Source organism: Rhodoplanes sp. Z2-YC6860 (assembly GCF_001579845.1).
Lineage (GTDB): Bacteria > Pseudomonadota > Alphaproteobacteria > Rhizobiales > Xanthobacteraceae > Z2-YC6860.
In genome coordinates this window covers 1,266,775-1,278,888 of sequence record NZ_CP007440.1, presented here as the reverse complement: position 1 = coordinate 1,278,888, position 12,114 = coordinate 1,266,775, and the positions used below count along the sequence as shown (strand labels likewise).

The following is a 12,114-nucleotide window of genomic DNA, read 5'->3' as shown; positions in this document are numbered from 1 at the left end:
CGTGGCGAATGCTCACACTTTGAAAATCTGCGCGTAGCGCTTCTTGATCTCTTCGGCGCCCTTCTCGACCCCTTCGGGATCCTCTTTCATCAGCTTGATGTCAGCGAGCTTGCGCACGCCGGGCTTCTCGACCGCCTGCTTGTGCGCCGAATACTGCCGCGCGTAGTCGATCAGGATCTGCTGACCCTCGCGGCCGTGCATCCAGCTGAAGAACAGCCGCCCTGCATTGGGATTGGGCGCAGCCTTGAAGACGACGCTGGGGCTGGTCGCCACCGGCGTGCCCTCCGACGGATAGATCACGTCGACCGGCTTGCCGGCTTCCTTGTCGCGGATCACGAGATAACCGGCGCCGTCGATCATGACGGCACGCTCGCCGAGCGCGATCTTCTTCGGCGTATCGGTCGCCGACTGCACTTGCAGCACGCGCTGCTTTGCGAGCTTTTCCAGATAGTCCCAGCCGAGATCGCGCGCCACCTGGAACGTCGAATTCATGATGGTGCCGCTATAGGCGGGATGCGCCTTCACCATCTTGCCGGCCCACTTCGGATCGAGCAGGTCGGCGAAGCTCTTCGGCGCGTCCGCCATCTTCACCAGGTCGGTGTTGATGCCGAACGGCGAGACCAGCACGCGCGTCACCACCTCAAAGCCTTCGGGGTCGTAGTAGGTCTTGTCGTAGTTCTGCACGACCTCCTCGGGCAGATACTGCGCGAGCCAGCCGTTCCTTTTCCAGACGATGCAATGCGACTGGTCGGCCGTGTTGGCCACGTCCACCGCATGCACATTGCTGGAATATTCCTGGCCGATGCGGGTGAACACCCGCTCGGCACCGGACCGCTCGACGCGCACCGCGATGCCCGGATACTTCTTCTCGAACTCCTTGCCGAGCGTTTCAGCGAATTGCAGGTCCATCGCCGTGTAGAAGGAGCACTTGCCTTCTTTCTTCGCGGCCTCGATCAGCGCCGGCGTGATCGCTTCCGCGGGCGGCGGCGCAGCCCGCACCGGCTCGGCGAACACCGCACTGACAGCCAGCGCCGTGGTGCCCTGCAGGATATCTCGCCGCGTCAAATGAGATTTGAGCATGGGTTGATCCTCACACCTTGAAGAGGCGGCTGTAGCGCGTCTTGATCTCGTCCGCCGTTTTCTCGACGCCGGCGGCATCCTCCTTCATGGTCTTCACCTCCTTGAAGGGCTTGCGGCCGGCCTTCTCCTTGACTGCCGGATGGATCGAGCGCTGACCGCCGACGTCGGAGATCAACTGCTGGCATTCGGCCGTGAAGCAGAAGCTCTGGAACAGCCGTGCCGCGTTCGGGTTGGGCGCGTTCTTGAACACCGCGTTCGGACCGACCACGAGCGGGGTGCCCTCGGTGGCGTAGACCGGCTCAACCGGCCCACCGCTCTCCTTGATCTGGAAGACGTTGTACTCGTTGCCGTCGGCCTCGATCGCTCGCTCGCCGAGCGCAAGCTTCTTCGGCGGATCGGTCGACGACTGCAGCTGCATGACGCGCTGCCTGGCGAGCTTCTCCAGATACTCCCAGCCGAGATCGCGCGCGATCTGGAACGTCGCAGTCATGATGGTGCCGCTGTAGCCCGGATGCGCCTTGCAGATTTTGCCGGCCCATTTCGGATCGAGCAGGTCGGCAAAGCTCTTCGGCGCCTCCTCGGGCTTCACCAGATTGGTGTTGTAGGCGATGACGCTGAGCCCGACGCGGAAGCTCGCATAGAGCCCGTCGGCATCCTGATGCTCGGGCGGATAATATTTCGCGACATCCTCCGGAACGTAAGGCGCGAGGATGCCGTCGCGTTTCCAGACAATGAAATGGGCTGCATCCGACGAGTTCACCACGTCGGCCGCATAGATGCGGCTCGCGTACTCCTGGCCGATGCGCTGGAACACGCGCTCGGCTCCGGAGCGCTCGACGCGCACTGCAACGCCTGGATACTTGGCCTCGAAGGCCTTGCCGATCTTCTCGGCGAGCGGAAGATCGACCGACGTGTAGTAGACGACCTTGCCCTCTTTCTTGGCCGCCTCGATCAGTTCGGGGGTCACGGGCGAGGCTGCGGGCGCGGCCGAGAGCACGCGGGAGGAGGCAAGCCCGAGCGCCACCGCGCCCGTGCCGGCCAGAACATCACGGCGGGAAATAGTCTTGCGCATGGTGCACCTCAGACTTTGAAGTACTGCGTGTATCGCTTCTTGATCTCTTCGCTGTCGCGTTCGACTGCGGCAGCATCGTCCTTCATCACCTTGATCTCGTTGAAAGGCTTGCGGCCCGGCTTGTCCTTAACCAGGTCATGGGCGGTGCGAAGCCCGCCGAGATCGACATTGAACTGCTGGCACTCCGCCGACAGCATGAAACTCTGCAACAGCCGCGCGGCGTTCGGATTCGGCGCGCTTTTCAGCACGCCGTTCGGTCCGATGATCAGCGGCGATCCTTCCTCCGGATAGATCGGATCGACCGGCTTGCCATCTTCCTTGAGCTGAAGGATGCCGTATTCGATGCCGTCGGCCATGATGGCGCGCTCGCCGAGCGCGAGCTTCTTCGGCGGATCGGACGCCGACTGCACCTGCATGACGCGCTGCTTGGCGAGCTTCTCGTAATAGTCCCAGCCCACATCGCGCGCGGTCTGGTAGGTCGCGGTGAGGATCGTGCCGCTATAGCCCGGATGCGCCTTGACGATCTTGCCGGCCCATTTCGGATCGAGCAGATCGCGGAAGCTTTTCGGCGCGTTCTCGGCCTTCACGAGGTCCGTGTTGCGCGCCATTACGCAGAGATAGACGCGGTAGCTCGCAAACAGACCGTCGGGATCCTTGTGCTGGGGCGGATAATGCTTGGCGACCTCTTCGGGCACATAGGGCGCCAGCAGGCCGTCGCGCTTCCACACCACGAAATGCGCCGCGTCGGACGACTGCACGACGTCGCAGGCAAAGACGTGGCTCGACTGCTCCTGGGCGATACGGGTGAAGACGCGTTCGGCACCGGTGCGCTCGACGCGCACCGAGATGCCCGGATATTTGGCCTCGAACGCCTTGGAGACTTTTTCGGCGAGCGGCAGATCGACCGAGGTGTAGTGGACGACCTTGCCTTCCTTCTTGGCTGCGGCGATCAGCTCCGGCGTGACCGCCTCGGCGGGCGGAGCGGCGGCCCGGATCGGCGAAGCAAAAACCGTGAGCGCCGTTGCGCCGGCGCCCTTCAGAACGCGGCGTCTCGTGAACTTTTGACCCATCCTTGCATCCTCCTTGGTTCTCCTCTGCCTTGCTTTTCTTATTTTTGTCGTTGACCCGGGTTAGCGGGCCAGCGCTCGGCAGTTCTCTGGCGGCAGTCTCAGCCAGACGCCTGCGCCTGGCGCGACGCTTTCGCTCGCCGCTGTGATCAGTCGAAGTTGAGTGCCGTCCCCGACCTCGACCATATAGTCGCGGCTCGAGCCGAGAAAGACCTGCCGCATCACCTTGGCCGGAATGATGTTGGCCTTGTCGGCGGGCTCCTTGGCCAGCAGCTCGATCTGATGCTGACGGATCGACACCGGCGTGTCGGCGCCCTTCAGCGTCTCGCCACTGACGCGCAGCGGCGTTCCTGCCAGCGAAACGGTATTCCCATCGAGCGTCTTGCCCTTGAAGACGTTGCTCATGCCGATGAAGCGCGCAACGAATTCCGACGCCGGACGGTCGTAGACTTCCTGCGGCGAGGCCGCCTGCTCGATCTTTCCGGCGTTCATCACGCAGATCAGGTCGGCGGTGGTCATCGCTTCGGACTGGTCGTGGGTGACGTAGATCGTCGTGTAGCGGAAGGCGTCGTGCAGACGCCGCACCTCGAAGCGCATCTCCTCGCGGAGGTTCGCATCGAGGTTCGACAACGGCTCATCGAGCAGAAGCGTCTCCGGCCCCACGACCAGCGCGCGGGCCAGCGCCACGCGCTGCTGCTGACCGCCCGAAAGTTCGCCCGGATAACGCTGCGCCAGCGGCGCGAGCTTGGTGGTGGCGAGAATGTCGTCGAGCTTCTTCCTGATGGTGTCGCTGTCGACCTTCCGCAGCTTGAGCCCATAGACGATGTTCTCCGCCACCGTCATATGCGGCCAGAGCGCGTAGCTCTGGAAGATCATCGACATGTTGCGCCGCTCGGGCGGCAGTGTCTTCTGCGGCGACGACACGACGCGCTCGCCGACGCGAATCTCGCCCTCGGTCGGCTCGACGAAACCCGCGACGAGACGCAGCGTCGTGGTCTTGCCGCAGCCGGATGGCCCGAGCAGGCACACCAGCGTGCCATGCTCGATCAACAGCGAGACGTCATCGACAACGGCCAGTGGGCCGTACTTCTTGGTCAGACCACGCAGTTCGACGGACGCCAAGGTGAATCCCCCCGCTCATGCCTCTGATGGGCAGCAGAACAACACCACGAATGGTGCAAATCTTCCGTCAGGACCCGGTGAACACCGGCTTGCGCTTTTCCATGAAGGCCTTGCGGCCCTCTTCATAATCGCGGCTCTTGAAGCAGGCGTCCACGGCGTCTTGGGCACGCTTCAGGTCGCGCTTGCTCTCGTCCTTGATCATCTCGCTGACCACGGCCTTCACGGCGCGGATCGTCAGCGGCGCATTTCCCGCGATCATATCGGCATAATTCTTCACGTAGCTTTCGAGCTCGCCGTCGGGCAGCACGCGGTTGACGAGGCCCATGTCGTAGGCCTCGGCTGCGGTGAATTGCCGCGCCGTGTAGAATATCTCCATCGCATAGGACGGACCCACGACGTCGACCAGACGCTTCAGGCCCGGATAGGCGTAGCCCAGCCCGAGCTTGGCGGCCGGGACCGCGAACTTCGAGCCTTCGGTCGCGATGCGGATGTCGCAGCAGGTGGCAAGGCCCATGCCGCCGCCGATGCAATAGCCGCGGATCATCGCGATCGTCGGCTTCGGAAACTCGTGGAACGCCGCGTAGCTCTGCTCCACCACCTGGTTGTAACGCACGATCGCGTCTTCCGAGGAACGCTCCTTCTCGAAGCGAGAGATATCGGCGCCCGACACGAAGGCCTTGCCGCCCGCGCCGGTCACGACCACGGCCTTGATGTTGTTGTCGTTGCGGAACTCGTCGAGCATCTTGCCCGCCGCCATCCACATATCGAGCGACACGGCGTTGTGCCGCTCCGGATTGTTGAAGATGACGTAGCCGACGCTGCCCTCCTTCTTGGACAGCATCTTGTCGGTGATCGGTGCACTCTGGTTCATTCTTGTTCTCCTGAATGTTTCGCTTGCGCGCGCCGGCCTCAGACGGCCTTGGCTTTATGCAGCGCGGCGATTTCCTTGGCGCTGAATCCGAACTCCTTGAGCACTTCGTTGGTGTGCTGCCCCATCTCCGGCGGCGGCGCAGCGATCTTGCTCTTGGTCCTCGACATGATGATCGGCTGGCCAACGACCTGCATGGTCGACTTGTCGCGCTTCTTGACGCTCTGGGCGATACCGAGATGCTTGACCTGCGGGTCGGCGAACACCTGGTCGATGTTGTAGATCGGGCCGCACGGCACGCCGGCGTTGTTCATGATCTCGATCCACTCGGCGCTCGACTTGTGTGGCGTGTAGGTGCCGATCTCCTCGTTGAGCGCCTTGCGGTTGGCCGACCGCGACTTGGCGGTGGCATAGTCCGGATTGTTCAGCATCGCCTCCGCGCCGAGCGCCTTGGCAAAGCGCTCCCAGATCGCGCCGCCGGTGGTGGCGATGTTGATGTAGCCGTCGGTGGTCTTGAACACGCCCGTCGGGATCGAGGTCGGGTGGTCGTTGCCGGCCTGCTTGGGCACGTCCTTGCCGATCAGCCAGCGCGCCGCCTGGAAGTCGAGCATGAAAATCTGCGCCTGCAGCAGCGAGGTTGAGATGTGCTGGCCCTTCTTAGACTTCTCGCGCTCGAGCAGTGCCGTGAGGATGCCCATCGCGCAGAACAAACCGGCCGTCAGGTCGGCGACCGGGATACCGACGCGCACCGGCCCCTGACCCGGCAGTCCGGTGATCGACATCAGTCCGCCCATGCCCTGAGCGATCTGGTCGAAGCCGGGACGGCTTTCGTAGGGGCCATCCTGGCCGAAACCGGAGATGCTGCCGTAGACGATCCGCGGATTGATCTTCTTGAGGTCCTTGTAGTCGATCTTCAGCCGCCGCTTCACGTCAGGCCGGAAATTCTCGACCACAACGTCGGCCTTCTTGACCATCTTCAGGAACGCCGCGCGGCCTTCCTTGGACTTCAGGTTGAGGGTCATACTCCGCTTGTTGCGGTGCAAATTCTGGAAGTCGGGATTCTCGCGCGGACCGCCCATGGACTCGCCGCCGCTCTCGTCCGGCGGTTGCTCGATCTTGATGACGTTGGCCCCCCAGTCGGCGAGCTGGCGCACGCAGGTCGGGCCGGACCGCACGCGGGTCAGATCAAGAACGGTAAAACGCGACAGGGCTTGAGATGCCTTCGGAATAGCCATTTTTAGCAGCACCGGCGAGGTTATGGATCCGGCGCGACATTCCCCGATATCCGGAAGCTTGTCTACGGCCCATTGCCCGCCCTGCGGCTTCGGCACAGTTGCTGACGCAGTTTCGGTTCCCTTACACTTTCGAAAAACGAGAACACTTCGGGAGGACCGTGCCATGAGGCCGCTTCGCGCAGCGCTGGCTTTGGCCGTTGCCACAATGCTCGCCACGCCGGCTCTGGCCGATGACTGGCCGTCGCGGCCGGTGCGGATGGTCAACACCTTCGCGGCCGGTGGCACCGCCGACGTGCTGACGAGGCTCGTTGCCGATCACCTGTCGTCGGTGCTCAATCAACAGTTCTACGTGGAAACGCGGGCCGGCGCCGGTGGCGTAATCGGTGTGAAGTCGGTCGCCGACTCCTCGCCAGACGGCTACAACTTCGTGCTCACCAATGCATCGCTGCTGGTGCTGCATCCGCTCGGCAACCCCAAGCTCACCTACGATCCCAAGCGCGATCTGACCAACATCGCGATGATCGCGGGCTCGCCGCTGATCGTTGTGGTGAACGCCAACAATCCGGCGAAGACCCTGAAGGAGTTCATCGAGCAGGCGCGGACCAGCGCCAAGCCGCTCACTTATTCGTCGTCAGGCGTCGGCAGCTCGGGCCATCTGTTCGGCGAGTATCTGGCGGACCTCGCCAAGGTGAAATTCGAACATGTCCCTTACAAGGGCGCTGCCCAGGGCCTGACGGATTTGGCCGGCGGCCACATCGCCTTCTCGGTACAGACCGTGTCATCGGCGGCGGCGCTGGTGCGAAGCGGCACGCTGCGTGCGCTGGCGCACACCGGCAAGGCACGGCTGCCGGATTTTCCGGACATCCCGACCTTCAAGGAGCAGGGCTACGACATGGTGGTCACGCTATGGTTCGCCCTTTCGGGGCCGGCGAACCTGCCGAAAGCGATCACCGAGAAGATGAACGCCGAGATCAACCGCGGCATGCAACTGCCCGAGACCGAGGCGCGGTTGCGCCGGGATGGTCTGATCGCCGATCCGATGAGCTTCGAGCAGTTCAACAGGTACATCGATGCCGAGGTCGCGACCTGGAAGCCGGTGATGGAACGCACCGGCCTCCTTGGCAAACAGTGAAGCTCTCTATCGGCCTCATGGTGAGGAGCTTGCCGAAGTGAAGCGTAGGCAAGCGTCTCGAACCATGGGGCCGCCACCGACCGGGCCGCCCATCCTTCGAGACGCATCGCTTTCGCGATGCTCCTCAGGATGAGGTCGGAGAAAAACCTAAGCCTTCCTGATCCGGAAAGTCAGCACGCGGCCCTTCTTGCTGTCGCTCACCAGCATGTCGCCGGTCTCGCGCAGCAGATTCGGAATGTCGAGCGTCGTCAGTGGATCGGTGCATTCGATTACCAGCACCTCGCCCGGCGTCATCTTTGAAAGAAGCTTGCGGGTCTTGAGAACCGGCAGCGGACACTTGAGCCCGCGCATGTTGACGGCAGCCGGCGCCGTTTTGGCTTCCTTGGCCCTGGATTCCGCCATCCGATCAATCTCTTGCGTGCGTTGGTGCCACACTGGACACCTCGGCTGCATCGCGTCAAGTTCCCCTCATGCTTGAGGATTCCGACATCCAGCGGATCGCGCGGCTGACCCCGCTTGCCGACGTGCTCGCAAGCTTCGATCTCGCGATCATGCCGGTCGTCCCGCGCGAGGAGGCGCTCAGCAGGGCGACAGGTCTCGCGCTTGCCGCGGACGTGATCGCCCAAACGGGCCATCCGCGATCCGCGCTGGCGTTGCGCGACGGATTTGCGGTGCGCTCGGAAGAGACTCTCGACGCGAGCTCCTATGCGCCGGCTGCGCTGGCAACCAAGCCTGCCCGCGTCGATGCCGGCGCGTCCTTGCCTGAAGGCGTCGACGCGGTGGCGCCGATCGATGCCGTGCAGATGCGCGGCGCCACAGCCGAAGCGCTGTCGACCGTCGCGCCCGACGAAGGCGTGCTGCTGCCGGACATCGACGCCGCCGCAGGACTGAAACTCCGGCTCGGCGGCGCCGCGCTGCGGCGGATCGACGTGGCGCTGCTCGCGGCGTTGGGCGTTGAACGCGTCATGGTGCGTCAGCCGCGCGTCCGTGTGGTTTGTGAGAATGACGGTGCGATTGCAGCAAGCGCGGCTGCGCTGATTGCGAGTGCGATCAACGCGGAAAGCGGTCTGGCGATCACGCAAGGGGCCACGCTTGAAGCCGCGCTGGGTGACGAAACCACCGATGCAGTGGTCGCGATCGGAGGCACCGGCAGCGGCCGCAACGACAAGAGCGTCCGCACGCTTGCGCGTCTCGGCAAGGTCGCCTTCCACGGCGTCGCCATCGCGCCCGGCGAGACCACGGCGATCGGCTCGGTCAAATCGCGGCCGGTGCTGCTGCTTCCCGGGCGCGTCGACGCGGCGCTCGCCGGCTGGCTGACGATCGGCCGCCGCATGCTGGCGCGGCTCGCGTTCCGGCTGATCGAGGACCAGCCGTTCGCGGCCGAACTCGGCCGGAAGATCACCTCGCCGCTGGGCCTGGCGGAAGTCGTGCCGGTGCGGCGGCGGCTCGCCCGCGTCGAGCCGGTCGCAGCGGGCTACCTGTCACTGCAATCGTTGATCAAGGCGGAAGGCTGGATTCTGATACCGGCCGACAGCGAAGGCCATCAGCAAGGCGCACGCGTCATTGTGCGGCCGTGGCCATGATGGGCGCTTCGACATCGCGCGACGAGAGCGACCTGCTGGCTCAGGTCCGCGCCGCGGCGCGCCAGGAACAGTTCCTCGAAGTCGTGTCGGCCGAGGAGGCCAAGAAGCGCTTCGAAGCTCATCTCGATCTTTCGCCGCTCCCCGCCGAACGCGTGACGCTTGCGGCCGCGCTTGGCCGCGTGCTGGCCCATGATCTCACGGCGCCGATCGACGTGCCGCCGTTCGACCGCGCCAATGTCGACGGCTTCGCGCTCCGCGCTGCCGACACCGCGGGCGCCAACGAGCGAACCCCGAAGCAGATCGCGCTCAACGCCGAGGTGATCGCCTGCGGACACGCGCCGCAGGTCGAAGTGCAGCCCAGCACTGCGACCACGATCGCGACCGGCGGTGTCATCCCGCGCGGCGCCGACGCGGTGATCATGATCGAGCACACCGAGCTGATCGAGCGGTTGCCCGCCATCGAGCTGCGCCGCACCGTAACGCCGGGACAGTTCATCTCCTACGCTGGCTCCGACATTGCGCGCGGCGAGACCCTGATGCGCAAGGGTCAGCTGATCGGCTCGCGTGAGATCGGCGTGCTGGCGGCTTGCGGGTTGGCAGACGTCGAGGTGGTGCGGAAGCCGAAGGTCGCGGTGCTCTCGACCGGCGACGAGCTGGTGCCGCCCGGCGAGACGCTGCGGCCCGGCGGGGTCTACGATTCCAACGGCGCGATTGTCGCCGCGGCTGTCGCCGAGGCCGGCGGCGAGCCGGTGACCTACGGTGCGTTTCCTGACGATCCGCCTGCGCTGGAACACGCGGTGCGCCGCGCGCTTACCGAATGCGACATGGTGGTGCTGTCCGGCGGCACCTCGAAGGGCGCGGGTGACCTCTCGCATCGCGTCGTCTCGCAGCTCGGCAAGCCCGGCATCCTGGTGCACGGCGTGGCGCTCAAGCCCGGCAAGCCGCTCTGTCTCGCGGTCGCGGACGGCAAGCCGATCGCCGTGCTGCCGGGCTTTCCCACATCGGCGATCTTCACGTTCCACGCCTTCGTCGCGCCGGTAATTCGCGCCCGCGCAGGCCTCAAACCCGAAGCGGCGCAGATCCTGGAGGCGCGCGTGCCGCTCCGCATCACGTCCGAGCTCGGCCGCAAGGAGTTCGTGCTGGTGTCACTGGTCGCCGATCAGCACGGCGCCGTGGCATTTCCGACCGCCAAGGGCTCGGGCGCGGTGACGAGCTTCTCGCAGGCCGACGGCTTCATCGAGGTCGATGCATTGGCGGCAGTCCTCGATGCCGACACGCAAAGCCACGTCACGCTGATCGGCGACAGCGCCCGCGCACCCGACGTCGTGATCATGGGCAGTCATGATGTCGCCCTCGATGTCGTGGTCGGCGCGCTCGCCGAGCGCGGCTTCAGCGCCCGCACCATCGCGGTCGGCAGCCAGGGCGGTGTCTCGGCCGCGATGCGCGGCCAGTGCGACCTCGCGCCGGTGCATCTCGTCGATCCGACGACCGGCATCTACAACGAGCATCTCCTGGCGCCGGAGATTTCGCTCGTCAAAGGCTGGCAGCGCATGCAAGGCGTGCTGTTCCGGCCCGGTGATGCGCGCTTCGAAGGCAAGAACGCCGAAGATGCAGTGCATGCCGTGCGCAACGATCACGACTGCCTGATGGTCAACCGCAATGCCGGCGCGGGCACCCGCATTCTGATCGACAAACTGCTGGGAGGCACAAGACCGCCGGGCTACGCCAATCAGCCGCGCTCGCACAACGCCGTCGCCGCCGCGGTGGCGCAGGGACGCGCCGACTGGGGCGTGGCCATCGACCCGGTGGCGCGCATGTACGGGCTCGCATTCCTGCCGCTCACGCCGGAGCACTACGATTTCCTCCTGGTCGAAAGCCGCCGCGACCGGCCGGCCGTGCGAGCATTCCTGGCGGCCTTGCGCGACCCGCGAACGCGCGAGCGCATCGCCGCTCTCGGCATGCAGCCGGCCGAGCTTTAACGCGGCCGCTTTTTTCCGGTGATCATCGCGCGCACCAGATTCTCTTTCTGAAGCCCGCACACCAGCAGCACGCCGAGCACGTGAACGATCGCGAGGCCCAGTACCAGGTTCGACGACCAGGTGTGCACGCGCTCGACCCACTCGTCTCCGAAATACCGTTCCGTGATTTGCATCCAGCCGCTGATCGACGACACGGCGAGCGACAGGATGAGCACAACGGCCATGGCGGCGCCGGCCGGATTCAATCCGAGATAGCGTCCGGTCTCGCCACGCGTCAGTTGCCGCAAATATTGCAACGTGATCCGCAGCGGCCGGATCGCACCATGCAACCGCGCGTAACGATTGCCCGCGAAAGCCCAGACCATACGAAGCACGAGCAGAACGATCACCGTGTAGCCGGCGATCTCGTGAACCGTGTCGAAAATGTTGGCGGTGAACCAGGCAATCAGCGTCGACGCCGCGAGCGTCCAATGGATCAGCCGCAACGGCCAATCCCAAACCACGACCGCCGGCGCGAAGCTTTGCGCCGGCGGGTTTTTGTCCAAGCTGTTCAAGGCGAACGACGCGTCACTTGCTGCGGGTCAACCACACGGTCACTTGGCCTTGGTGTGTTTCAGCGTGAGATCCTCCGGGCTGTAGAACAGCTCGAACAGCTTGCCGTCTTTCACGCCATAAACTTCGTAGCAGGAGCCTTCGATCTTCGAGCGACGCACCTCGTAGCCCGCGGCCTTGGCCGCAGCCTCGGCTTCGCTGGCCGGCTTCCAGGAAGCCTTCGCGGCCTTCGTGCAATTCGTGAAGCCGTCGGCCAATGCCGGCGACGGCCCGATCAGCGCGAGCGACAGGCCGAAGCCCAGCAACGCACCGAACAGCGTTTTCATGATCCACTCCTTGTCATTATTGCGCCCCGCGCGCCGCCACGATCGACAGCGCGTCGTATCGCGACCAAGCCGGACGGCGAATTCCACGTCAATGAAAA

12 protein-coding genes are annotated in these 12,114 nt (G+C 64.6%); 3 read left to right on the top strand and 9 right to left on the bottom strand.

The annotated features are described in order from the left end of the window. Positions 1-12: 12 nt before the first annotated feature. The 6 genes from RHPLAN_RS05890 to RHPLAN_RS05865 form a co-directional block, all read right to left on the bottom strand. Positions 13-1,080, bottom strand: coding sequence for an extracellular solute-binding protein (locus RHPLAN_RS05890; protein ID WP_068014719.1), 1,068 nt, complete (start codon positions 1,078-1,080; stop codon positions 13-15). A 10-nt stretch (positions 1,081-1,090) separates the two neighbouring features. After that, positions 1,091-2,152 (bottom strand): ABC transporter substrate-binding protein, encoded by a 1,062-nt coding sequence (locus RHPLAN_RS05885; protein WP_068014716.1) that lies wholly within the window; start codon positions 2,150-2,152, stop codon positions 1,091-1,093. Positions 2,153-2,160: 8 nt separating this feature from the next. Beyond that, a complete protein-coding gene (locus tag RHPLAN_RS05880) occupies positions 2,161-3,222 on the bottom strand; it encodes an ABC transporter substrate-binding protein (protein ID WP_068014714.1) in 1,062 nt (353 codons plus the stop codon). 60 nt (positions 3,223-3,282) lie between these two features. After that, complete coding sequence (locus tag RHPLAN_RS05875) at positions 3,283-4,341, bottom strand: ABC transporter ATP-binding protein (protein ID WP_068014712.1); 1,059 nt, start codon at positions 4,339-4,341, stop codon at positions 3,283-3,285. 67 nt (positions 4,342-4,408) lie between these two features. Next, complete coding sequence (locus tag RHPLAN_RS05870; protein WP_068014710.1) at positions 4,409-5,212, bottom strand: enoyl-CoA hydratase; 804 nt, start codon at positions 5,210-5,212, stop codon at positions 4,409-4,411. 38 nt (positions 5,213-5,250) lie between these two features. Beyond that, positions 5,251-6,444, bottom strand: coding sequence for a CaiB/BaiF CoA transferase family protein (locus RHPLAN_RS05865; RefSeq protein ID WP_068014708.1), 1,194 nt, complete (start codon positions 6,442-6,444; stop codon positions 5,251-5,253). Positions 6,445-6,607: 163 nt separating this feature from the next. On the opposite strand from RHPLAN_RS05865, the gene RHPLAN_RS05860 reads away from it, so the two are divergent. After that, positions 6,608-7,576 (top strand): Bug family tripartite tricarboxylate transporter substrate binding protein, encoded by a 969-nt coding sequence (locus RHPLAN_RS05860; protein WP_198164735.1) that lies wholly within the window; start codon positions 6,608-6,610, stop codon positions 7,574-7,576. Positions 7,577-7,723: 147 nt separating this feature from the next. On the opposite strand, the gene RHPLAN_RS05855 is transcribed toward RHPLAN_RS05860, so the two are convergent. Continuing rightward, complete coding sequence (locus RHPLAN_RS05855; RefSeq protein ID WP_068014704.1) at positions 7,724-7,978, bottom strand: sulfurtransferase TusA family protein; 255 nt, start codon at positions 7,976-7,978, stop codon at positions 7,724-7,726. A gap of 68 nt (positions 7,979-8,046) precedes the next feature. Between RHPLAN_RS05855 and RHPLAN_RS05850 the strand changes: the two genes are divergently transcribed. After that, entirely contained in the window at positions 8,047-9,159 is a 1,113-nt protein-coding gene (locus RHPLAN_RS05850; RefSeq protein ID WP_068014702.1) for a molybdopterin-binding protein, read from the top strand. Next, positions 9,159-11,138 carry a molybdopterin biosynthesis protein gene (locus RHPLAN_RS05845; RefSeq protein ID WP_068030660.1) on the top strand — a complete coding sequence of 660 codons (1,980 nt, stop codon included), beginning with the start codon at positions 9,159-9,161 and terminating at the stop codon, positions 11,136-11,138. Before RHPLAN_RS05850 ends, RHPLAN_RS05845 begins: the two co-directional genes overlap by 1 nt. On the opposite strand, the gene RHPLAN_RS05840 is transcribed toward RHPLAN_RS05845, so the two are convergent. Together RHPLAN_RS05840 and RHPLAN_RS05835 are read right to left on the bottom strand one after the other, a co-directional pair. Next, on the bottom strand, positions 11,135-11,692 hold the full coding sequence (locus RHPLAN_RS05840; protein ID WP_068014700.1) for a cytochrome b/b6 domain-containing protein: 558 nt from the start codon (positions 11,690-11,692) through the stop codon (positions 11,135-11,137). The genes RHPLAN_RS05845 and RHPLAN_RS05840 overlap by 4 nt on opposite strands. Before the next feature lie 39 nt (positions 11,693-11,731). Further along, positions 11,732-12,016 carry a PepSY domain-containing protein gene (locus RHPLAN_RS05835; protein WP_068030658.1) on the bottom strand — a complete coding sequence of 95 codons (285 nt, stop codon included), beginning with the start codon at positions 12,014-12,016 and terminating at the stop codon, positions 11,732-11,734. Positions 12,017-12,114 lie beyond the last annotated feature (98 nt).